The following is a 21,541-nucleotide window of genomic DNA, read 5'->3' on the forward strand; positions in this document are numbered from 1 at the left end:
GTCAGGCCAGGACGGGGCTGGGAACGGAGCGGTCGAGCAGCCGGGCCACCGCGGGGGCGACGTCGGCGGAGCGTGTGAGGACGGCGGCCACGTGACCGTCGGGGCGCAGCACCCAGATCTCGTCCGGGCGGGCGCCGAGCGCGTCGCGCAGCGTGGGGCCGGCGTCGAGGTCGCTGATGCGGTGCACGGCGACGGGCAGGTCCGCAGGCAGGGTCTCCGGCAGGGAAGGCAGCGCGGCGTCGTCCCCGACCAGCACGGTCACCCCGGAGCGGGCCAGCTGCCGCAGCCGCACCAGCTCGGGCCGGCCGGGCACGCTGATCGGGCAGTCGGGCACGAGGACACCCGGTGCCGGCACGGGGACGTCCCCGCGGGCCGGCCGGCCGGGGAACGGCCGCCGCTCGTCGGGGGTCGTCAGCGGCGAGTCGACGTACCAGAACGGCTCGGCGAGCCGGCCCGAGTCCACCTGGGCCCGTGCGGAGGGATCGGTCGCAGCCCGCTCCAGGACGTCCAGGCGGTGGGCTGCCTCCTCGTCGGTGCCCGGGACGAGGAACCGCATGGTGTCGCCGGTGACCGCGATGTTCTCCAGCGCCGCGGCGTGCCGCTCGTCGTGGTAGCTGTCGAGGAGCGACTCCGGGGCCCAACCACGGAGGACGAAGGCGATCTTCCAGGCGGCGTTCTCGGCGTCCAGCACACCGGAGTTCAGGCCCCGGGCACCGAAGGGGGAGACGAGGTGCGCAGCGTCGCCGGCGACGAGCACCCCGCCGACCCGCATCCGGTCGACGACCCGGGAGTGGAAGCGGTAGACCGACTTCCACGCGATCTCGTAGGGCCGGTCGCCGATCACCTGCCGGATCCGCCGGTCGAGACCGCCGGAGGCCTCCTCGGCCGCGAGGTCGAAGTCCGGGGGAACCTGCCAGTCGATGCGGAACGTGGAGTCGGGGCACGGGTGGATCAGCACCTGCCGACCGGGGTTCCACTCCGGGTCGAAGTAGAACCGCCGCTCGGTCTCCCAGCCCGGCATGTCCGTGCGGATGTCGCAGATGAGGAAGTGGTCGTCGAACGTCTCGCCCTCGAAGGTGAGGCCGAGGGCCGCGCGGATCTCGTCGCTGCGCGGGCCGGCACACGCGACGACGTAGGAGCCCTGGACGGACGTCTCGCCGCCCTCGGTGGCGCAGACGGCGGTGACGCCGGACTCGTCCTGCTGGATGCCGGTGACCCGGTGGCCCCAGCGGACCTCGATCAGCGGTTCGGCGGAGATGCGCTCGTCGAGCAGCTGCTCGGTCTCGCACTGCGAGATGTTGACGAACGGGGGGAAGGGGGACTTCCCGCGGTCGGCGAACTGGAAGCTGAAGAGCTCCTGGTCGCGGTGGAACGTCCGGGCGGTCGTCCACGTGACGCCGCGGCGGGCCACTTCGGCGCCGACGCCGACGGCGTCCCAGACATCGAGGACGTCGCGCTGTTGGCAGATGGCCTTGCTGCCGATGACGTCGCGCTCGGAGCGCCCGTCGAGGACGACGACGGGCAGTCCCCAGCGGGCCAGCAGCAGGGCGGTGGTCTGGCCGACCGGGCCGCAGCCGAGCACCAGGACCGGTGCGCTGGTGGTGGGAGTGGTCATCGCCGTCGTCAGCCCTGCAGCTCGTCCCACACCTGGCGGTCCCGCTCCGCCGTCCAGATCACGGGGCGCTCGATGCCGTCCATCTCGTCCCAGATGCGTTGGACGTCGAAGGGCAGGCAGTGCTCGAAGATCGGCCACTTGCCGTACTTCGGGGCCAGGGCGGTGTGGGTGGCCTCGAAGGCCTCCTTGAGGGTGCCACCGGCCCGGTGCACGTCGCCGACGGTGCGCTGCATGGTGAGGAGGAAGTCGCGCGTCTGCTCGATCGCGGCGTCGACCTGGTCCCGGCCGCGGGCGATCTTCCCGCGACCGCCGATGAGCTGCTGGGCGCCGAGGGCCTTGACCCGGTCGAGGGTGTCGGAGGCCCAGTCGAAGTGGAACGCGTCGCCGGTGTAGAGCGCGGCCTGGGACTCGACGAGGTCGCCGGCGAAGAGGATCTCGTGCTTGGGGATCCAGGCGACGATGTCGCCCTCGGTGTGGCCGCGACCGAGGAACTCCAGAACCAGCTCGCCGCGGTCGCCGCCCAGTTCGATGGTCAGCTTGTCGCGGAACGTCATCGTGGGCCAGGTCAGGCCCGGGATGGACTCCGGCTCCTCGAACAGCCGCGGCATCCGGCCGAACTCGCTCTCCCAGTCCTGCTGCCCGCGCTCGGCGATCAGGCCCTTGGTCTGCTCGGAGCTGACGATGATCTCGGCGTCGAAGGCGCTGGCGCCCAGCACGCGGACGGCGTGGTAGTGGCTGAGCACCAGGTAACGGACCGGCTTGTCGGTGTGCTCGCGCAGCCTGGTCAGCCAGCGGCGGGCGGCAACGGGGGTGGCCAGGGCCTCGAAGCAGACGAGGAAGTCCTCGCCCTCGATGGCACCGAGGTTGGGGTCGCCCTCGGCGGTCAGGGCGTACACGCCGTCGGCGAGCACCTCGAGGGTCTGCTCCTTGACGCCCAAGTCGGCGGAAGAAGCGAAGGGCTTGGTTGCCATGAGGGGATCTCCTGATCCGCTGTTGTTCGATAAAAGAACGATGCGTTCTTCTACCGGTCCGACGGTACGGGGGCGTGGTCTGCAACACAAGGGCTGGTGAGCTTTCGATGTCGCTGAAACGGCGGCGCCCGGGCGCCCGACGGAGGTCGCGGGAGCCCGGGCGCCGGAGGGCATGGGTCAGGGGACGGGCATCCACGCCATGTCGATGGACACGACCTCGCTGACCGCAGCCATCCGCCCGAACTCGGGCATGTCGGCGGCCTTGGCGTTGGCCGCCTCCGCCTGCTCGACGCTGTCGTAGATCCAGACGTCGGTCCACAGGCCGTCCTCGCCCTTGGCGATGACCGGCGCGGCCACGAAGCCCGGGATGGCGGCCTGGACGGCTGCGACGGCGCCCGGGCGGCTGGCCAGGAACTCCTCCTCCTGTCCCTCCTGGACGCGGATGTGGACGAACTCGACGAGGTGCTGGGGCACGGGGTCTCCCTGGGGTGGTGGTGGGCTGGTGGTGGTCAGGACCGGGTGAGGGCGGTGGGGGCGGGGAGCTCCTCGACGGAGGTCAGGAGCTCGTGCACGACGCGGCCGGCCCGCAGGCCGCTCTCGATGGCGCCGTCGATGAACCCGGCCCAGCCGTCGGCGTAGTCCGAGCCCGCGAGGACCACCCGGCCCTCCGGGCGCTGCAGCTCGGCCAGTGCGCCGGTGAGCTGCCCGGCACGCTGCATGGGCCAGGTCTCGCCGGAGAGCTCGTCGGCGACCCAGTCGTGGCTGGCCACCTCGAGCACCTCGACGTCGGGCAGCCAGGCGCGCAGCGCCTCCTGCACGGCGGCGCGGTCGGTGCCGTCGAGGCGCTCGCTGACCGGGCCGAAGGCGACGACGAGCGTCTCGCCGTCCCCCACGTGCTCGACCTGGCACAGCGTCAGGGGCGCCGAGCCGGGGGCGAGGGCCACGAAGGGCTCGTGCTCGCCGCGCAGCCGGGCCCACACCTTGACGCCCTGGGACGCCTGGCCCTGGTGCGCGGCCCGGCGCTTGCCCTCCGACAGCGGCGGGTCGAACGTCACGGAGTCCAGCACGTCCAGCGGCAGGGTGACGACGACCGAGGCGGCGGTGAGCGCCGTGCCGTCGGTGAGCGTGACCGTGGCGCCGCCGTCGTCCTGGGCGACCGCCGTCACCCGGGCGTCCAGGCGGACCTCCACCCCGGCGTCGGCGGCCATGGCCTCGATCAGCCCGCGCGTGCCCCCGACGACCTTGTACGTGGCGCAGGCCTCGAACATCAGCTGCCAGCTGCCTCCGGCCAGCGCGCACCAGCGCAGACCCTGGGCGTAGCCGCCGTCCTCGGTGCGGCCGCTGAAGTTCGTCGCCCACATGCCCTCGACGGCGTCGAACTCCTCGGGGCCGAGGTCGAGCTGCTCCAGCTTTTCGCGCACGGTCAGGCCGTCGACCTCGGGGAGCCGGTCGCCGGCGAGCAGGGGCCGGTACGGCTGCGGGAAGTACTCGAGCGCCTCGGCGGTGCTGCCGGCCATGCCCCGGTCGATGAGGCCGAGCAGGTCCTCGGCGGTGCCGGTGTGCCGTGTGCCGCCGCTGATCCAGTGGCCCCGGACCGGCGTGGGGGAGGGGGTGACGCCGATGCCGTAGCGGGTCAGCTCGGCCCAGGTGTGCGGCTGGACCCAGTGCACCCAGGTGCCGCCCATCTCCAGGTCGCGGCCCAGTCGGGTGTCGGTCCAGGTGCGGCCGCCGATGCGGTCCCGCGCCTCCAGGACCAGGACCCGGTGGCCCTGGCGGTGCAGCTCGCGGGCCGCGGTGACGCCGGCGAAGCCGGCGCCGACGACGATCACGTCGGTGTCGTGGGGAGTGGACACGTCGCTCCTCGGGTGTGGACGAGTGGTGGTCAGCGGGTGGGGGAGAGCCGGGCGGCCGGTGCGGGGGCGGTCGCCACCTCGGTGGCCGGGCGCCGCCGGACCGACTCCAGGGCGATGCCGAGGAGCAGGACCAGCGGGACGGACGCGACCAGGGGCACCGCGGTGCCCAGGGAGCCCCCGATCAGCAGGGTGAAGTTGGTCAGCACGAGCGCGCCGAGCGCGGCGATCAGCAGCGCGGCCAGGACCGGCGCGACGAGCGTCTGCCACGGCCGGGTGTCCAGCCGGGTGCGCCGGAAGAAGACGACCACCGAGACCGAGGTGAGGAGGTACAGGACCACCAGGCCGAGGACCGCCACACCGCTGAACCAGGCGAACAGCGTGAGCACCGGGTCCAGGCCGAGCACCGCGAAGGGCATGACGAGCAGCAGGGCGAGCACCGTCTGCAGCCCGCTGGCGACGAACGGCGCGCCCTGCCGGGTGGTGCGGGAGACGACCGCCGGCAGCGCCCCGCTCTCGCCCAGCGAGTGCACGTAGCGGTTCGAGGCGTTGTGGAAGGCGAGGATGCCGGCCAGCAGGGACGTCGCGAGCAGCACGCCGCCCACCTCGGCCGCCCACGGGCCCAGCGCGTCGGAGATGGCCGCGAACAGCAGCACCGTGCCGTCCCCGGACTCCAGGGCGCCACCGGCCGCGGCGACGACCTGGTCGGCGCCGTAGGAGCTGACCACCATCCAGGAGACGAAGGCGAAGAACAGCGCGATGGTGCCCACGGCCAGGTAGGTCGCCCGCGGCACGGTGCGGGCCGGGTCCTTGGCCTCGGCGGAGTAGATGGCGGTGGACTCGAAGCCGAACATCGACGCGATGCCGAAGGTCAGGGCGATCCCGGGCGCGCCGGCCAGCAGGGCCGTGGGGGAGAAGCTGGCGGCCGGGTCGAGACCCTGGGGTCCGCCCCCGGTGAGCAGCGTGACCAGCGCGAAGGCCAGCAGGATCCCCATCTCGCCGGCGACGAGCAGGGCCAGGAAGCGGGCGCCCAGCTCGATGTTGAGCGACCCGAGCACCTGGACGAGGGCCATCGTCACCAGTGCGCAGGCCCACCACGGCGGCGCGACGCCGAGGTGGGTGTCGGCCAGGGAGGACACGATCACGCCGTAGAGCCCGTACATGCAGGCCTGCACCGTGTTGTACGACCACAGGGCGAGCAGGGCCGACCCGGTGCCCAGCCGCCGACCCAGACCTCGGGTGACGTAGGCGTAGAAGGCGCCCTCGGCGGTGACGTGCCGGCTCATGGCGATGAAGCCCACCGCGAACAGCACGATGACCAGGCCGACGACCAGGTAGGCGGCCGGTGCGCCGGCGCCGTTGCCCAGGGCCACGGCCAGGGGCAGGGCGCCGCCGATGCCGGTGAGCGGTGCCTGTGCCGACAGGACGAAGAACAGGATGCCGACGACGCCGATGGCGCCGCGCTTGAGCTGGTGGTGCTCGCCCCGCTCGGGCGCGGGCGGGGCGGGCGGGGAGGAGTGGGACATCGTCGCTCCGGGGAGGGCGGGGACCGGCAACGGGTCGAGGACCTCGGCGCCGGGGAGGCGGCGTCGTCCGCGCTCGGGACGACGTGGTGCAGGTGCCGTGGTGGCGCACAACTGGTCATCTGGACAGTTGTGAGCGACAGCACAGAGGATGCATGCCGATGGCAAACTGGTCAAGTGGTCAGTTCGACGCGGACGGCCGGGACCGGACCGGTGCGTACCGTCGGCTCATCGAGGATCGGGGGGACATGACAGGGACCCAGACGGCGGCCGTGACCGCGCGGTCGGCACCGGGGTACGGCGAGGGGCGGCAGGCGCTGCTGGCCGCCGCCGTCCACGTGGTGGCCACCCGCGGGCTGCGGCACCTGACCTACCGGTCGGTGGCCCAGCAGGCCAACGTGGCCCACGGGCTGGTGGCGCACCACTTCGGCACCCGGGACGCCCTGCTGGCGGCCGCGCTGGAGTTCTCGCTGGCCAACAGCGTCGGTTCCATCAGCACCGAGCCGGGGAGCGGGGACCTCGACGCGCTGTTCGCCGGCGTCGTCGACATGGTCCGGGCCAACCCCGACGACCAGGCGTTCCAGTACGAGCTCATCCTCGAGGCCAGGCGGCGCCCGGAGCTCCGCCCGCAGGTCGAGCAGGTCTACGCCACCTACCGGGAGGCCCTGCGGTCGGAGCTGCAGGCCGCGGGCGTCGAGGCGGACGACGCGCTGGTGCACCTCGTGTTCGCCGCCGTCGACGGCCTGGTGTTCCAGCAGGTCTGCCTCGACGAGCCGGCCCTGACCCTGCCCTCCCTGGAGCGCCTGCGCGACCTGCTGCGCCCGCTGTCCGGACGGTCCGTCCGCGCGGACTGAGCGCGGCGTCGCCGGCTGGACACCGGGGACCGCACCTGCCCGGTGCGGACCCCGGGGCGGGCGGCTACCGGAGGGCCGCGGTCACCCTCGCGGCCGCCTCGACGACCGAGCGGCCGATGCGGTCGGTGTCCGCCGACTCGTCGACGTAGACGACCGCGACCGCGGCACGGGCGCCCCCGTCGGGCCCGAGGACCGGCGCGGCGACCGAGCGCAGGCCGGCGACGACCTCGCCGTGCGAGCCGGCCCAGCCGACCCGGCGGGCCTCCTGCAGCTCGGGGCGGTCCGCCGGCGTGGGCGGCTCGGGCATGAGCAGGGCCAGCCCCGGTCCGCCGCGGCCGACCGGGTGGCGGGTGCCGGGGCGGTAGGACACGTGCGCGGCCGTGTCGTGCGGCTCCACGCTGGCGACGGTCACGGCCTCGTCCCCGGCGCGGACGACCAGGAAGGCCGTCATCCCCAGCTCGGCGGCGAGCGCGTCCAGTCGCGGCAGCGCGGCCGCCTGAAGGTCGGTCCGCACGCCCCGGGCCAGGGCGGCCATGCCCAGGCCCAGGCGGTAGTGGCCCGCGCCGTCGCGCTCGACGAGCTGGTGGTCCTCCAGCGTGCGCAGCAGGCGGTAGGCGATCGAGCGGTGCAGGCCGACGGCGGCGGCGACCTCCGCGACGGGCTGGGGGGCGGCGAGGGTCGCCAGGTGCTCGAGGATCCGGAGACCGCGGTCGAGGGTCTGCGACTGGGGCGCGCTGGCGCCGTCGTCAGCCAATCGGGACCTCCTCCGTCCGGTGTCCCCAGCCTACGGTCGCCGTCCGGCGGGAGGCCCCGGCCGCCCGTGCGCCCTCACCCGGCGGTGCGGACGTGCGCGGTGACCAGCTCGGCGGTGCGCTCGGCGGCCAGCTCGGGGATCCAGTGCGGCACGCCCTCGAGCACCTCGAGCCGGTAGGGCGCCGCGACGTGGTCGCGGGTGCGCTCGGTGGCGGTGCGGCCGAGGAAGGCGTCGCCGGTGCTCCACACGTGCAGCGTCGGCACGGTCACCCGGCCGACGGTGTCGCGGGCGGCGAGGGGGACGGCGCGGTACCAGCCCAGGGCGGCCGACAGCGCGCCCGGCTCCCGCATCCGGCCGACGTAGCGGTCGACGGCGTCCCCGGGCAGGCCGCCGTTCTCCAGCACGCCGCGCAGCGCCGCGCCGCCGCGGGCCAGCAGCAGCCGCTCGGGCAGCACGGGCAGCTGGAAGAACGCCATGTAGGACGACCGCAGCCCCTGGTCGCTGGTGAGCACCGCGCGGCCCACCGCGGCCGGGTGCGGGGTGGACAGCGCGGTCAGCGTCCGCAGCCGCCCGGGGTGCCAGGCGCCCAGCGCCCAGGCGACGGCGCCGCCCCAGTCGTGCCCGACGACGTGCGCGCGGTCCAGCCCGGCGGCGTCGAGCAGGGCCAGGACGTCGGCGGCGGCCTCGCGCAGGCGGTAGGCCGACCGCCCGGGCGGGCGGGCGCCGGGGGAGTAGCCGCGCTGGTCGGGCGCGAGGGTGCGCAGGCCGGCGCCGTGCAGCAGCGGCGCCAGCCGGTCGAAGGCGGAGGAGTCCTGCGGGAAGCCGTGCAGCAGCACCACCGGCTCGCCGTCCGGAGGCCCGCCGTCACGGACGTCGAAGACCAGGCCGTCGCGCTCGAACCGCTCCACGCCCACCCCTTGCCCGGACGGGCGCGTGCCCGAACCCCGGGCGTCGGGGAGGATGGGCCGTGTGACGGTGACCGCGGCAGAGCTGATCGTGCTGGTCGACGACGACGGGACGGCGATCGGCACCCTCCCCAAGCCGCTGGTGCACCACGGCGAGACCCCGCTGCACCGCGCCTTCTCCGCCTACCTGTTCGCCGACGACGGCCGGCTGCTGGTCACCCGCCGCGCCGCGGACAAGCAGACCTTCCCCGGCATGTGGACCAACACCGTCTGCGGGCACCCCGGCCCCGGCGAGGACGACGCGGACGCGATCGCCCGCCGCGCCTCCTTCGAGCTCGGCGTCGAGGTGGCCGACCTGCGCCCGGCGCTGCCCGGCTACCGCTACCGCGCCGAGTTCCGCGGCGTCGTGGAGAACGAGGTCTGCCCGGTCTACCTGGGTCGCTTCGCCGGCACGCCGGGCCCCGACCCGAGCGAGGTCGGCGAGTGGGAGCTGCTGGAGTGGGCCGCGTTCCGCCGTCGCCAGGAGGACGAGGAGCGCGACGCCTGGTCGCCCTGGTGTCGCGAGCAGGCGCGCCTCATCGAGCAGGCCGGCCTCGTCCCGCCGTCCCCGGGCCGGTAGCGCGACGGAGGCGGTAGCCGGGAGGACACGCAGCGTGCTGGGCGCGCGCCCCACGTGGTGTCGCTGCCCGGGACCCGCCGAGGGCGCGTCCTAGCTTCGCCGGCGTGGACCGCCGGCGCTTCCTCCTCCTGCTCGCCGCCGGCCTGACGGGCGCCGCGGTGGGGCGCGGCGCGGGCGAGCTCGGCGGCCCGGACACCGCCCTGGCGGCGGTCGAGCCGGTGCCGGCCGAGCCGGTGCGCACCGGGCCACCCGGCGTGGTCGCCGTCCCCGCGCCCGCCGGCGTCGTCGACACGCTGCCCGGGCCGGCCGCCACCCTGGCGCTGACCATCGACGACGGGGTCGACGGCGAGGTCGTCGCGGCCCTCGTCACCCTCGCCGAGGAGACCGGCACCCGGCTGACCTTCTTCCCCAACGGCCGGTACTCCTCGTGGGAGGAGAACGCGCGGCGGCTGCGGCCGCTGATCGAGTCGGGGCAGGTCGCCGTCGGCAACCACACGTGGTCGCACCCCGACCTGGTCACCGTGCCCGACGACGTCGTCGCCGACGAGCTGGTCCGCAACCGCGACTTCATGCGCCGCACGCTGGGTGTGGAGTCGACGCCGTTCTGGCGGCCGCCGTTCGGCTCGCACGACGAGCGCACCGACCGGATCGCCGCCGACGTCGGCCACCCCACCACCGTGCTGTGGAACGGCACCTTCGACGACGGCCGGGTGGTCAGCGCGGCCGACCTGGTGGCGGCCGCGCAGCGGTGGTTCGCGGCGCAGGCCATCGTCGTCGGGCACGCCAACCAGCCGCCGCTGGCGACCGTCCTCGACCAGCTCGTCGCGCTCGTCGAGACCCGGCAGCTGCAGACGGTCACCCTCGCCGACGTCTGGTCCTCCCCGGCCTGAGCGGCTCCGGTCGCGGGGACGGCTCCCGACCTGCGGGCGCGCGCGGTCTCGGCGAAGGTGGGGGCACGGAACGTGATCACGGCCCGGGGACGGGCCGGCGGACGGAGGTACGGGTGGCAGGGGAGCTCAAGGGCCGCGTGGCGCTGGTCACCGGCGGGGCCAGCGGGCTGGGCCGGGCGACGTGCGTGTCACTGGCCGAGGCGGGCGCGCACGTCGTGGTCGCCGACATCGACGCCGACGGCAGCGCGCGGACCCGCGACCTGGTCGCCGAGGCGGGCGGCAGCGCCGACGTCGTCGCCCTGGACGTCACCGACGACGCGAGCCGGCGGGCGGTGGTCGCGCAGCTGTTCGAGCAGCACGGCGACGCCTTCGACGTGCTGGTCAACGTGGCCGGCATCGACCGGCCGGGCTACGTCACCGACATCGACCTGGAGGACTACCGCCGGGTCATGGCGGTGAACTGCGAGGGCCCCGTCTTCCTGACCAGCGAGTTCATGAAGCGGGTGCAGCACCTGCCCGAGGGCCGCAGCGCCGACGTCGTGCACATCGTGTCGCTGTCGGCGATCACCTCCGGCAGCGGCGCGATCGCCTACAACGGCTCCAAGGCCGGCTTCCTCAACGCCACCCGCTGCATCCAGCGCGAGCTGCGGGAGAAGGCCGTGACGGCCGACGACGGCACCGAGCGGCCCTTCCCGGCACGGGTCATGAGCGTCATCCCGGCGGCCATGGACACCCCGATGATGGAGCAGTGGGGCATCCCCGGGCACCTCATGATGCCGCCGTCGGCCGTGGCCGACGCGGTGCGCACGCTGATCACGATGCACCCGGCGGCGTACGTGCCGGAGATGCAGATCGTGCCGCGCCTCGAGCCCAACTTCCCGCGGTGACCGGGCCCGAGCTGCCCGACAGCGGCATGGCCTCCGGCTCCGACGCCGGCGAGCCGGGGGACCACCTCGGCGACGGCGACCTGCGCCCCGACGAGGAGCGCCTGCTCGGCGAGCTCACCCGCGGTGCGGGCGGCGCGCCCGAGGCCGGCGACGCGGAGCTGCGGGCCGCCGAGGACGAGGCGCCGCTGCCGGCCGACGGCGGATCCCAGGACGACGGCCTGGACGCGGAGTTCAGCGACCCCGCCTAGCACCCCCGGTGCACGTCCGCGGACGTGCACCGGGCGACTCCGCGGAGGTGCACCGGTCAGGGGCGCAGGCGGACGGCGACCAGCGCGACGTCGTCCTCGGCGCCGTCGGGCACCAGCCGGGCCAGCAGCGCGTCGCAGGCCTGCTCGACCGGCCGGTCCCGCAGCTCCACCAGCGCCCGCCCGAGCAGGCCGACGCCGTCGTCGAAGCCGGTGTCGCGGCGCTCGACCAGGCCGTCGGTGTAGAGCAGCACCGTCGAGCCGGGCTCCAGGTGCACCACCTGGTCGGTGCGCACCGCGTGTGGGTCGACGCCCAGCAGCAGCCCCGGCCGCGGGGCGGTGAGCGCCTCCGCCGCGCCGTGGGGGCCGGCGACCAGCGGCGGCAGGTGCCCGGCGCTGGCCCACCGCAGCCGGGCGGTGCCGCCGGGACCGGGCTCGAGGCGGCCGACGAGCACGGTGGCCATGGCGCCCAGCCCCAGCCCCTCGATGGCGGCGTCCAGGCGGGCCAGCACGGTCGCCGGGCTCCCGGCGCGGTCGTAGGCGATGCCGCGCAGCAGCCCGCGCAGCTGCGCCATGCAGGCGGCCGCCGCGGTGTCGTGGCCGACGACGTCGCCGATGACCAGCATCGTGGCGCCGTCGGGCTGGACGAAGACGTCGTACCAGTCGCCGCCCACCTGGGCCTCGCGGGTGGCCGGCACGTAGCGCACGCCGACCTCGAGGTGGTCGGCCGGCGGCGGCTCGGACAGCAGGCTGCGCTGCAGCGTCTCGGCGGCCCGCACGATGCTGCGCGAGCGGGCGTAGAGCGCCTCGACGAGGTGGTTGCGCAGCTGCGCGACCTCGACCTGCTCCTGCGCCGTCCACGGCTGCGAGCGCTCCCGGACGGTCTCCCGCCAGCGGTCGAAGCTCTTGCGGGGGCTCAGCCGGACCGAGTCGCCCTCCCGTTCGGCGATGGCCTTGTTGTGCGGGTCGCCGCCCCAGTCCACCGAGTGCACGGCCTCCCGGCGGTGCCAGAGCACGTACTGCCCCTCGGCCAGGGGGAGCACCAGCACGCCGCAGGCGACGTCGGCCGGCACGCCCAGCTCCGGGGCGTCGCGCGGCAGCGAGTCGGTGGCGACGACGTCCTCGCCCCGCGCCGCGGCCCAGGCCACCACCCGCTCGACCAGCGCCGGGTCCAGCCGCTCCCCGCGGGTGCCGCCGTCGCCCTGCAGGCAGAGGGTGACGCCGTCGGCGGGCAGCACGTCGAGCAGGTTCGGGCTGCCGAGCAGGGTCTCGGCCAGCGGGCGGTCCTCGTCGAGGGTGGCGGCGGTCAGCCAGGCCAGGGTGGAGCGCACCTGCAGGGCGCGGTGCACCTCGTCCTCCGCCGTGCGGTCGACCAGGCGCAGCGACAGCGTGGAGCCGAGGAACTCCGCGGCGGCCCGCGTGGCGTACGGCGGCTGGTGGGGGCCGGCGTAGTGGTGGCAGGCGATGAGGCCCCACAGCCGGTCGCCCTGCAGCAGCGAGATCGACATCGACGCGCGCACGCCCATGTTGTGCAGGTACTCGACGTGCACCGGCGAGACGCTGCGCAGGGTGGAGTAGGTGAGGTCCAGCGGGGCGCCGGTGACCGGGTGGGCCGTGGGCCGGATGGGGCTCGGGACGTAGCCGACGTCGGAGATGAGCCGGATCCAGTTCTTCTCGTACAGCGCCCGCGCCTGCGCCGGGATGTCCGAGGCCGGGTAGTGCAGGCCGAGGAAGGGGTTGAGGCCCGCGACCTTGGCCTCGGCGACGACCTCGCCGTTGTAGTCGGCGTCGTAGCGGTAGACCATCACGCGGTCGAAGCCGGTGAGGTCGCGCACCGCCCGGGCGGTGGTGTCGAAGAGCTCCTGCAGGCTCGAGGCGCGGTTGAGCGCGCCCACCGTCCCGCGCACCGCCTGGTAGGTGTTCGGGAAGGAGAACGGCCGCGGGCCGAGGGCGGGCTCGAGCTCCACCACGAGGTTGGTCTGCGGCGGGTCGCCGTCGGTGGGCTGGTCGTGCTCGTCGCGGGCGCCGCCGAGCACCGCGCGGTGCAGGATCGCGTCCACCGGCACCGGGTCCCCGCCGACGTCGAGGGTCAGCTCCACCGGGTTGCGCTCGCGCAGGTCGCCGAAGGCGCTCGCGGAGCGCACGACGGCCCCGGCCTGCGCCACGCCGACCACCTCGGACAGCGGCCGGCCCAGCGCGTCGGACCAGGCGACACCGGTGAGCCCGGCCAGGTTCTCCGACGCCTGGACGACGACCAGGTCGGGCTCGCTCACGGACAGCAGCACCCCGCGCGGCTGGATGCTGCCGGGGACGTGGATCGGCTCGCGGGCGCAGTTGTCGAGGTCGACCGGGGTGTCGGGCGCGAGCCAGGCGACGTCACGGCCGACGTCACGGTCGGCGTCACGGCCGACGTCACGGTCGACCTCGGTCACGCCGTCGTCCCCTGGGCCGCCGGTGCGCACCAGTCGGCGAGGGCGCCGAAGGTGGCCCGGGCGGCAGTGACCACCCGGCCGGCGTCGCCGTCGGCGGCCACGTGCTCGCGGGTGACCCGGCGGAAGGCGTGCCACATCGCGCCGGTGTCGGCGCCGTAGGGGCTGAAGCAGCGCAGCCGCGGGCCGCCGGCCAGGCCGGGCAGCGTGGCCAGGTGGCGGTCGATGAACGTGCCGCCCAGCGTGGAGCCCTCCAGCACGTAGAGCCGGCCGAGCGCCTCGTCGGTGTCGCGCACCTCGGGCAGCCCGGGGCGGCCCGTGCCACCCGAGGTGCCGGCCTCCGGGTCGGCGCCGAGCGCGCGCAGGTCGGCGGCGTAGAGCCCGGCGCGGCGGCGGCGCGCCCAGTCGAGGGCGGCGGCGTCGTCGGGGCGGCGGCGCGCCCAGGCGTCCAGGCCCGCCTCGGCCGCCACCCAGAAGGCGTGCAGGCGCCCCAGCACCCCGACCAGCCGGTCCCGGTCGAGGTGGGGGTCCATCAGGTCGAGGGTGGACTCGACCCGGTCGTGCTCCTCGGCGGTGGCCGTGCGCAGGTCCCGGAGGACGTCGCCGGCACCGCCCGCGTCTCGAGGCAACGCCTCTCCTCCCGCAGCCATCAGCACCGTCGAGGGTAGGTCACCCCGGGGACGGCGTCGCGCGCGAGCGGTACCCGCCCGTTCCGTACGGCCGGGGACCCGCCTCGCGCCCGGGAGGAGGTCAGGGGAGACGGGCGCGGCGCAACGAGGCGTGCACCAGCAGCCGGGTGTCGCCGTCGGCGAGGTCCAGCCCGGTCAGCGCGGTGATCCGGCCCAGCCGGTAGTACAGCGTCTGCCGGTGCAGGCCCAGCGCCGCCGACGTGCGGGCCACGCTGCCGGCGGCGTCGAGGTAGGCCTCGGCGGTGGCGGCCAGCGCCGGCTCGGCCAGCAGCGGGGCCACCGCCGGGTCGGGCGCGGGCAGCGCGGCGGCCGCCCGCCACCCGCCGAGCTCGGCCCACTGCGCCACCGGCGCCAGCCGGGGCACGATCGCGGCGACGGCGGCCGCGGTCCGCGCCTCCGCCCAGCGGGCGGACAGGTCGGTGGCGGCGGGGCCGGCCGCCGACACCCCGGCGCTGGTGCCCGCGGGCAGCCGGGCGAGCGCGGCCGACGCCGCGGCCGCCGCCGGGCGCAGGTCGGCGGGGGAGGGCAGTCGCACGAGGACGGCGACCTCCCCGCCGGGCAGCACCGCCGCGCCGGGCGCCGGGCGGCGGGCGGGCGCGCCGCGTGGCGGCCGCAGCGCGACCAGCGCGGCGGGGCCGGGCCGGGCGGCCAGCGCGGCGGCGGCGCGGTCGCGGTCGGGCCCGGTGCCGGTCAGGACGGCGGCCAGCGCGGCGCCGGGGTCGTCGTCGGTCTCCCGCTCGGCGAGCAGCCGGCCGGCGCGGGCGGCGAGGGCGACGGCCGCGGCCAGCGCCGGGTCGCCGGCGTCGTCGGGGTCGGTGCGGCCGCCGTCGAGCAGCCACAGGTAGCCCAGCAGCCGGCCGTCGGCGCGCACCGGCAGCAGCAGCCGGGTGAGCACGCCGGCCGCGGGGTCGGCGGGGGTGCGCACCGGCCCCTGCGCTCGGGCGACGCCGAGGTCCTCGAACCAGCGGCGGGTGGCCGGCGTCGAGCCGCGACCGAGGATCGAGCGCGCGCGGACGGCGTCCATCGCGGCGCCGCCGTCGCCGTCGTCGTCGGTGGGGTGGGCGCAGAAGGCGACCAGGGTGAAGTCGACGTCCTCCAGCGTCGCCGGGGCCTGCAGCACCCGGGCGACCTCGTCGACCACGTCCTGCAGGTCGGAGCGCACCTGGACGAGTGTATGAAGCAGCTCCGTACACCTGTCCCTGGCCGGTGCCGCCGCGCGGTCCTAGCGTCGGTGTCCCCGAGGACGGAGGTGGCACGTGCTCTCGCAGAAGGCCCTGCTCCTGGGCGCCGCCCGCCGACCCGCGCTGCGCCGCGCGCTGGTCGGCACGCCGGTCACCCGCCAGGTCGTCGACCGCTTCGTCGCCGGCGAGACGCTGCCCGAGGCGCTCGACGTCGTCCGGCGGCTCACCGGCGAGGGCCTCGCGGTGACCCTCGACCACCTGGGCGAGGACGTCACCGACCGCGCCGAGGCGCAGCGCTCCCGCGACGCCTACCTGGCCGCCCTCGACGGGCTGGCCCCGCTGGGCCTGGGCCGGCGCGCCGAGGTGTCGGTGAAGCTGTCGGCCTTCGGCCAGGCGCTGCCCGGCGGTCACGACGTGGCGCTGGATCTGGTCCGGCCGGTGGTCGAGGCGGCCGCCGCCATCGGCACCACGGTCACCCTCGACATGGAGGACTCCTCCACCGTCGACTCCACCCTGGGCGTGCTCGCCGAGCTGCGCCGCGACCACCCCGAGACCGGCGCGGTGCTCCAGGCGGCGCTGCACCGCACGGAGGAGGACGTGCAGGCGCTGGCGACCCCGGGCTCGCGGGTGCGGCTGGTCAAGGGCGCCTACGACGAGCCGCCGTCGGTCGCCTTCCAGGGCCGCGACGACGTCGACGCCGCCTACGCCCGCTGCCTCGGCGTGCTCATGCGCGGGCCGGGGTACCCCATGGTCGGCAGCCACGACCCGCGGCTGGTCTCGGTGGCCCAGCGCCTCGCGACCGAGTACGGGCGGACGCCGGACTCGTGGGAGGTGCAGATGCTCTACGGCATCCGCCCCGACGAGCAGCGCCGGCTGACCGCCGAGGGCGTGTGCGTGCGCGCCTACGTCCCCTACGGCGCCGACTGGTACGGCTACTTCGTCCGCCGGCTGGCCGAGCGCCCCGCGAACCTGCGCTTCTTCCTGCGCTCCCTCGTCACCACGTCCTGATCCGGAGGTCCCCGTGGACGCCGTCACCACCGTCCCCCCGCCGGCCAACGAGCCGGTGCACGGCTACGCGCCGGGCTCGCCGGAGCGCGCGGCCCTGCAGCAGCGGCTGGCCGAGCTGGCCGCCGAGCCGCTCGAGCTGACCATGACCATCGGCGACAAGCAGCGGATGGGCAGCGGCGAGCGCTTCGACGTCGTCCAGCCGCACCGGCACGCCGCCGTCCTCGGCACCGCCGCGCACGCCACGCACGCCGACGCCGAGGAGGCCGTGGCCGCGGCCAAGTCCGCCGCGCCGGCGTGGCGGGACCTGTCCTTCGACGACCGTGCCGCGGTGTTCCTCAAGGCCGCCGACCTGCTGGCCGGCCCGTGGCGGCAGACGCTGAACGCCGCCACGATGCTCGGGCAGTCCAAGACCGCCCACCAGGCCGAGATCGACTCGGCGTGCGAGCTGGTCGACTTCTGGCGCTGGAACGTGCACTTCGCCCGCGAGCTCGTCGCCGCCCAGCCGGTGTCCTCGCCCGGCGTGTGGAACCGCAGCGACCACCGGCCGCTCGAGGGGTTCGTCTACGCGGTCACGCCGTTCAACTTCACCGCGATCGCCGGCAACCTGCCCACCGCGCCGGCGCTCATGGGCAACACCGTCGTGTGGAAGCCCGCCCCCACCCAGCAGTTCGCCGCGCACTTCCTCATGCGGCTGCTCGAGGAGGCCGGGCTGCCGCCGGGCGTCGTCTCGATGGTCACCGGCGACGGGATCGCCGTCTCCGACGTCGCCCTGGCCGACCGCGACCTCGCCGGCATCCACTTCACCGGGTCCACCGCGGTCTTCCAGCACCTGTGGCGGACGGTCGGCGAGAACATCTCCTCCTACCGCGGCTACCCGCGGATCGTCGGGGAGACCGGCGGCAAGGACTTCGTCGTGGCGCACGCCTCGGCCGACGTCGACGTGCTGCGGACCGCACTCGTGCGCGGCGCCTTCGAGTACCAGGGGCAGAAGTGCTCGGCGGCCTCGCGCGCGTACGTGCCGCGGTCGGTGTGGGCGCGGCTGCGCGACGACCTGGTCGCGACCACCGAGTCGCTGTCGATGGGCGACGTCACCGACTTCTCGAACTTCATGGGCGCGGTGATCGACCGGAAGTCGTTCTCCAAGCTGTCCGGCGTCATCGACCGGGTGGACGACGACCCCGCGCTGTCGATCCTGGCGGGTGGCCAGAAGGACGACTCCGAGGGCTTCTTCGTGCGGCCGACGGTCATCGAGGGCACCGACCCCGGCCACGAGGTGTTCACCACCGAGTACTTCGGCCCGGTGCTGGCGGTGCACGTCTACGACGACGCCGACTACGAGGCGGTGCTCACCCAGATGGAGTCAGCGGCGCCGTACGCGCTGACCGGGGCGGTCATCGCCCAGGACCGCGCGGCCATCGCGCACGCGCAGCACTTCCTGCGGTTTGCGGCGGGCAACTTCTACGTCAACGACAAGCCCACCGGCGCCGTCGTCGGCCAGCAGCCCTTCGGCGGCGGGCGCGCGAGCGGCACCAACGACAAGGCCGGCGCGGCGCAGAACCTGCAGCGCTGGACGTCGACCCGCTCGATCAAGGAGACGTTCGTCCCGCCGACCGACCACACCTACCCGCACATGGCGTGAGCCCGGCGATGACCAGGTGACCTGATCGTGGCGCGTCCCACCTGACCGTGGGACGTCAGGTGGGACGCGCTGCGGTGAGGGAGGACCCCGTCACCGCGCCGGCCAGCGCACCTGCCCGTCGCCGCCCAGGACGGCGCCCTCGGACGGGCGGTGGTCGGCCGGCCGGCCGTCGGGCATGAGGTGGCGCACCGGCACGCCGCGGGCGAGGACGGCGACGTCGGCGACCAGCCGCCGGTGACAGCGCCACCACACGCTCTCGCTGCACATCACCGCCACGGTCGCCGTCGCGGCCGCGGCCAGCACCTCGTCCAGCCCGGCGGCGAACTCCGGCGTCCGGGTGTGCGCGGCGTAGGCGGCGAACTGGGCGACGGTCCACCAGCCGTCGGCCACCGGCCGGTCGGGAGGCAGCCGCCTCCGGCCGCCGAGCCGGGCGTCCCACCGGTAGCCGATCCCGGCCGCGGGGAGCCACTCCTCGAGCGCGTCCCGCCGGACGTCGGGGTTGGTCCGGCTGCCCGGGAACCGGCGGACGTCGACGAGCAGCTCGACCCCGGCGGCGGTCAGCCGGGCGCGGAGCCGGTCGCGGTCGTCGGGCCCGTGGCCCACGGTCAGCAGCGGCACGGCAGGGCCCTACCCGCGACCGGGACCGCCCGCCCGTCCCCGGCGGGCGGCGGTCATGCTGGTCACCGGCAGCGGGCGAGGGGAGCGGCGTGGCGCGGGGGACGACCGGACGGCGGACGTCGCTGTGGCGGCTGCCCGCGATGCGCGCCCTGGTCGGGGCGACCGCCCTCGGCTTCGCCAGCTACTGCCTGACGCTGGCCTCGCTGCCGGCGTACGCGGTGCAGGGCGGCGCGTCCGCGGACACCGCCGGCGTCGTCACCGCGGTGTTCCTGCTGGTCACCGTGGCCGGGCAGGGTCTGGTGCCGGGGCTGACCGCCCGCTTCGGCCCGGCGCCGGTGCTGGCCGCGGGCCTGCTCGCCCTCGGCGCCCCGGCCCCGCTCTACGCCCTCGGCGACTCGGTGCCGTGGCTCTCGGCGGTGTCCGCGGTGCGCGGCGCGGGCTTCGCGGTGCTCACCGTGCTGGGCGCCACGTTGGCCGCGCAGGTGGCCCCGGCCGAGCGCCGTGGCGAGTCGATCGGCATCTACGGCCTGGCCATCGCGGTGCCCAACCTCGTCGCCGTCCCGGCCGGGGTGGCGCTGGTGCTCGGCGACCACCCGGTGCTGCTGGCCTGGCTGTCCGCGTGCCCGGTCCTGGCGCTGCCACTGCTGCCGGTGCTGGCCCGCCGGGTGGCCCGGGAACCGGTCGCGACGACGTCCTCGCGCGCCGCCGTGCGCGCCGCGCTGGCGCCGTCGGCGGTGCTGCTGGTGGTCACGCTGGCCGGCGGCGGGCTGGTCACCTTCCTGCCGATCGAGCGGCCCGACGGCGTCCTGGCGACGGCGGCGCTGCTCCTCTTCGGCGTCACCGGCGCGCTCACCCGGTGGCAGGCGGGCCTGGTGGCCGACCGGGTGGGCACCGGCCGGCTGCTGCCCGTGGCGCTGCTCGGCGGGGCCGCCGGGATGGCCGTGGTGGCCGCCGGGCTCGGCGGCGGCGACGGCTGGGTGCTGGCCGGCGCCGCGCTCTTCGGCGCCGGCTACGGCGCGGTGCAGAACCTGACGCTGGTGAGCGCCTTCAGCCGCGCCGGCGAGGGCGGGTCGACGGCGGCGAGCGCCATGTGGAACGCCTCCTTCGACGCCGGCACGGCGCTGGGCGCGCTGGCCCTCGGCGTCGTCGCAGCCGGGGTGGGCCTGCCGTGGTCCTACGTCCTGGTCGCGGCCCTCCTGGCGGCCACGCTGCCGCTGGCCCGGACGGCGACCCGGCCTGCCTGAGGTCGGCGTCGGCCCGAGGTCAGCGCAGCACGGAGGTCAGCAGCAGGCTGGTCTGGCTGTTGATCACGCCGGGGACGGCGCGGATGCGGTTGAGCAGCCGGTCGAACTCGACGAGGTCGGCGGTGCGGGTCTCGGCCACGAGGTCCCAGGCGCCGTTGGTCGAGTGCATCGACTCGATCTCGGGGAAGCCGCGCAGCCGCCGGATGACGTCGTCGGTGGAGCGGCCCTCCACCTCGATGAGCGACACCGCGCGCACCCCGCCGGCCGCCGCCTCGTCCCGCACGCGCACGGTGAACCCGACGACGACGTCCTCGGCCACCAGCCGGTCGAGGTGGCTGGTCACCGTGGCGCGGGTGACGCCGAGCCGGCGGGCGAGCTCGGCCACCGGCGCCCGGCCGTCCTCGCGCAGGGCCGCGAGCAGCCGCCGGTCGAGGTCGCTGAGCTCCGCCATGCGCACAACGTACGGCCGACCGCGACGATCTGCCCAGGTCCTGCGCAGGATGCACTCGTTCTGCTCATTGCCCGTGCAGATCGTCCATCCCTAGCGTTCTCCTCGTCGAGAGGAGACCGTCGTCATGACGCTGTTCGTGGACGTCCGCAACATGGTCCGCTGGGTGGTGGAAACCGGTCCCGAGCGCGTGATCGCCGGGATCGCCGAGTACGTGGAGGACGACTTCCGCCGCTGGGAGTCCTTCGACAAGATCCCCCGGGTCGGCAGCCACACGCCCTTCGGCGTCATCGAGCTCATGCCGACCAGCGACGGCGAGACCTACGCGTTCAAGTACGTCAACGGCCACCCGAGCAACCCCGCCCGCGGCTACCAGACGGTGAGCGCCTTCGGTGCGCTGGCCGACGTGCACAACGGCTACCCGGTCTTCCTCGCCGAGATGACCCTGCTCACCGCGCTGCGCACCGCGGCGACCTCGGCCGTGGTCGCCCGGCTGCTGGCCCGGCCCGACTCCCGCCGCCTGGCGCTGATCGGCGCGGGCAGCCAGTCGGAGTTCCAGGCGCTCGGCATGCGGGCGCTGCTGGGCATCCGCGAGGTCGCGGTGTGGGACACCGACCCCGACGCCATGGCCAAGCTCGCCCGCAACCTGACCCCACTGGGCTTCGACGTCACCGTGGCCGCCTCCGCCCAGGAGGCGGTCCGCGGCGCCGACGTCGTCACCACCTGCACCGCGGACAAGGCCCGCGCGGTCGTGCTCCGGCCGGAGTGGGTCGAGCCGGGCGTGCACCTCAACGCCATCGGCGGCGACTGCCCCGGCAAGACCGAGCTCGACCCCTCGATCCTGCTGCGCGACGACGTCACCGTCTTCGTCGAGTTCCCGCCGCAGACCCGCATCGAGGGCGAGATCCAGGCGATGCCGGCCGACTTCCCGGTGACCGAGCTGTGGGAGGTGTTCACCGGCCGCGCCCCGGGCCGCACGTCTGCCGCGCAGGTGACGCTGTTCGACTCCGTCGGCTTCGCGATCGAGGACCACTCCGCGCTGCGCTACGTGCGCGACCAGGTGCGCGGCACGCCGTGGGTGGACGACGTCGACCTGGTGGCCGAGCCCGAGGACCCGAAGGACCTCTTCGGCATGCTCGGCGCGCTCACCCCGATCGGCTCCTGAGCGCCCG

At 75.5% G+C, this 21,541-nt stretch carries 21 protein-coding genes; 9 read left to right on the plus strand and 12 right to left on the minus strand.

Features of this window, described 5'->3' with window-relative positions; genetic code table 11:
• Position 1: 1 nt before the first annotated feature.
• From BLQ97_RS10375 to BLQ97_RS10395, 5 genes are all read right to left on the minus strand, one after another.
• Positions 2-1,615, minus strand: a complete 1,614-nt coding sequence (locus tag BLQ97_RS10375; RefSeq protein ID WP_091365667.1) for an FAD-dependent monooxygenase — start codon at positions 1,613-1,615, stop codon at positions 2-4.
• A gap of 8 nt (positions 1,616-1,623) precedes the next feature.
• Complete coding sequence (locus BLQ97_RS10380; RefSeq protein WP_091365668.1) at positions 1,624-2,586, minus strand: MBL fold metallo-hydrolase; 963 nt, start codon at positions 2,584-2,586, stop codon at positions 1,624-1,626.
• Between the two features lie 177 nt (positions 2,587-2,763).
• The gene (locus tag BLQ97_RS10385) at positions 2,764-3,060 is read right to left on the minus strand and encodes a hypothetical protein (RefSeq protein ID WP_091365669.1); all 297 of its coding nucleotides are present in this window, start codon (positions 3,058-3,060) and stop codon (positions 2,764-2,766) included.
• A gap of 35 nt (positions 3,061-3,095) precedes the next feature.
• Complete coding sequence (locus tag BLQ97_RS10390; protein WP_091365670.1) at positions 3,096-4,439, minus strand: flavin monoamine oxidase family protein; 1,344 nt, start codon at positions 4,437-4,439, stop codon at positions 3,096-3,098.
• 29 nt (positions 4,440-4,468) lie between these two features.
• Positions 4,469-5,962 carry an APC family permease gene (locus tag BLQ97_RS10395; RefSeq protein WP_091365671.1) on the minus strand — a complete coding sequence of 498 codons (1,494 nt, stop codon included), beginning with the start codon at positions 5,960-5,962 and terminating at the stop codon, positions 4,469-4,471.
• A 245-nt stretch (positions 5,963-6,207) separates the two neighbouring features.
• On the opposite strand from BLQ97_RS10395, the gene BLQ97_RS10400 reads away from it, so the two are divergent.
• Entirely contained in the window at positions 6,208-6,813 is a 606-nt protein-coding gene (locus tag BLQ97_RS10400) for a TetR/AcrR family transcriptional regulator (RefSeq protein ID WP_091365672.1), read from the plus strand.
• Between the two features lie 64 nt (positions 6,814-6,877).
• Here the strand turns inward: BLQ97_RS10400 and BLQ97_RS10405 are convergent, their stop codons facing one another.
• Together BLQ97_RS10405 and BLQ97_RS10410 are read right to left on the minus strand one after the other, a co-directional pair.
• On the minus strand, positions 6,878-7,567 hold the full coding sequence (locus BLQ97_RS10405; protein ID WP_091365673.1) for an IclR family transcriptional regulator: 690 nt from the start codon (positions 7,565-7,567) through the stop codon (positions 6,878-6,880).
• A 74-nt stretch (positions 7,568-7,641) separates the two neighbouring features.
• Entirely contained in the window at positions 7,642-8,475 is an 834-nt protein-coding gene (locus BLQ97_RS10410) for an alpha/beta fold hydrolase (RefSeq protein WP_091365674.1), read from the minus strand.
• Positions 8,476-8,542: 67 nt separating this feature from the next.
• On the opposite strand from BLQ97_RS10410, the gene idi reads away from it, so the two are divergent.
• The 4 genes from idi (at position 8,543) to BLQ97_RS10430 (ending at position 11,116) form a co-directional block, all read left to right on the plus strand.
• On the plus strand, positions 8,543-9,091 hold the full coding sequence (gene idi / locus BLQ97_RS10415; protein WP_245692032.1) for an isopentenyl-diphosphate Delta-isomerase: 549 nt from the start codon (positions 8,543-8,545) through the stop codon (positions 9,089-9,091).
• A 104-nt stretch (positions 9,092-9,195) separates the two neighbouring features.
• Positions 9,196-9,981, plus strand: coding sequence for a polysaccharide deacetylase family protein (locus tag BLQ97_RS10420; RefSeq protein ID WP_091365676.1), 786 nt, complete (start codon positions 9,196-9,198; stop codon positions 9,979-9,981).
• A gap of 113 nt (positions 9,982-10,094) precedes the next feature.
• Positions 10,095-10,868 (plus strand): SDR family NAD(P)-dependent oxidoreductase, encoded by a 774-nt coding sequence (locus BLQ97_RS10425; protein ID WP_091365677.1) that lies wholly within the window; start codon positions 10,095-10,097, stop codon positions 10,866-10,868.
• A complete protein-coding gene (locus BLQ97_RS10430) occupies positions 10,865-11,116 on the plus strand; it encodes a hypothetical protein (RefSeq protein WP_091365678.1) in 252 nt (83 codons plus the stop codon). The genes BLQ97_RS10425 and BLQ97_RS10430 overlap by 4 nt, the downstream gene beginning before the upstream one ends.
• Before the next feature lie 56 nt (positions 11,117-11,172).
• Here BLQ97_RS10430 and BLQ97_RS10435 read toward each other — a convergent pair whose 3' ends face one another.
• The 3 genes from BLQ97_RS10435 to BLQ97_RS10445 form a co-directional block, all read right to left on the minus strand.
• Entirely contained in the window at positions 11,173-13,545 is a 2,373-nt protein-coding gene (locus BLQ97_RS10435; RefSeq protein WP_091365847.1) for a SpoIIE family protein phosphatase, read from the minus strand.
• Entirely contained in the window at positions 13,542-14,171 is a 630-nt protein-coding gene (locus BLQ97_RS10440; RefSeq protein ID WP_217637127.1) for a biliverdin-producing heme oxygenase, read from the minus strand. Before BLQ97_RS10440 ends, BLQ97_RS10435 begins: the two co-directional genes overlap by 4 nt.
• Positions 14,172-14,292: 121 nt before the next feature.
• Positions 14,293-15,393 (minus strand): helix-turn-helix domain-containing protein, encoded by a 1,101-nt coding sequence (locus BLQ97_RS10445; protein WP_091365679.1) that lies wholly within the window; start codon positions 15,391-15,393, stop codon positions 14,293-14,295.
• A gap of 94 nt (positions 15,394-15,487) precedes the next feature.
• Here BLQ97_RS10445 and BLQ97_RS10450 point away from each other — a divergent pair, with 94 nt between their 5' ends.
• Both BLQ97_RS10450 and pruA read left to right on the plus strand, forming a co-directional pair.
• The gene (locus tag BLQ97_RS10450; protein ID WP_091365680.1) at positions 15,488-16,420 is read left to right on the plus strand and encodes a proline dehydrogenase family protein; all 933 of its coding nucleotides are present in this window, start codon (positions 15,488-15,490) and stop codon (positions 16,418-16,420) included.
• A gap of 13 nt (positions 16,421-16,433) precedes the next feature.
• The gene (gene pruA / locus BLQ97_RS10455) at positions 16,434-18,059 is read left to right on the plus strand and encodes an L-glutamate gamma-semialdehyde dehydrogenase (protein ID WP_091365681.1); all 1,626 of its coding nucleotides are present in this window, start codon (positions 16,434-16,436) and stop codon (positions 18,057-18,059) included.
• A 90-nt stretch (positions 18,060-18,149) separates the two neighbouring features.
• Here pruA and BLQ97_RS10460 read toward each other — a convergent pair whose 3' ends face one another.
• Positions 18,150-18,677 (minus strand): DUF488 domain-containing protein, encoded by a 528-nt coding sequence (locus tag BLQ97_RS10460; protein ID WP_091365682.1) that lies wholly within the window; start codon positions 18,675-18,677, stop codon positions 18,150-18,152.
• 89 nt (positions 18,678-18,766) lie between these two features.
• Between BLQ97_RS10460 and BLQ97_RS10465 the strand changes: the two genes are divergently transcribed.
• The gene (locus BLQ97_RS10465; RefSeq protein ID WP_091365683.1) at positions 18,767-19,921 is read left to right on the plus strand and encodes an MFS transporter; all 1,155 of its coding nucleotides are present in this window, start codon (positions 18,767-18,769) and stop codon (positions 19,919-19,921) included.
• Between the two features lie 19 nt (positions 19,922-19,940).
• On the opposite strand, the gene BLQ97_RS10470 is transcribed toward BLQ97_RS10465, so the two are convergent.
• Positions 19,941-20,372, minus strand: a complete 432-nt coding sequence (locus BLQ97_RS10470; protein WP_091365849.1) for an Lrp/AsnC family transcriptional regulator — start codon at positions 20,370-20,372, stop codon at positions 19,941-19,943.
• Between the two features lie 124 nt (positions 20,373-20,496).
• Between BLQ97_RS10470 and BLQ97_RS10475 the strand changes: the two genes are divergently transcribed.
• The gene (locus BLQ97_RS10475; RefSeq protein ID WP_091365684.1) at positions 20,497-21,534 is read left to right on the plus strand and encodes an ornithine cyclodeaminase; all 1,038 of its coding nucleotides are present in this window, start codon (positions 20,497-20,499) and stop codon (positions 21,532-21,534) included.
• The last annotated feature ends 7 nt before the right edge of the window (positions 21,535-21,541 follow it).

Source organism: Geodermatophilus telluris, from assembly GCF_900102745.1.
Lineage (GTDB): Bacteria > Actinomycetota > Actinomycetes > Mycobacteriales > Geodermatophilaceae > Geodermatophilus > Geodermatophilus telluris.

Coding starts and splice junctions, on each gene's coding strand:
- BLQ97_RS10475 (WP_091365684.1), top strand. CDS start 20,497: ATGACGCTGTTCGTGGACGTCCGCAACATGGTCCGCTGGGTGGTGGAA.
- BLQ97_RS10395 (WP_091365671.1), bottom strand. CDS start 5,962: ATGTCCCACTCCTCCCCGCCCGCCCCGCCCGCGCCCGAGCGGGGCGAG.
- BLQ97_RS10375 (WP_091365667.1), bottom strand. CDS start 1,615: ATGACCACTCCCACCACCAGCGCACCGGTCCTGGTGCTCGGCTGCGGC.
- BLQ97_RS10470 (WP_091365849.1), bottom strand. CDS start 20,372: ATGGCGGAGCTCAGCGACCTCGACCGGCGGCTGCTCGCGGCCCTGCGC.
- BLQ97_RS10380 (WP_091365668.1), bottom strand. CDS start 2,586: ATGGCAACCAAGCCCTTCGCTTCTTCCGCCGACTTGGGCGTCAAGGAG.
- BLQ97_RS10400 (WP_091365672.1), top strand. CDS start 6,208: ATGACAGGGACCCAGACGGCGGCCGTGACCGCGCGGTCGGCACCGGGG.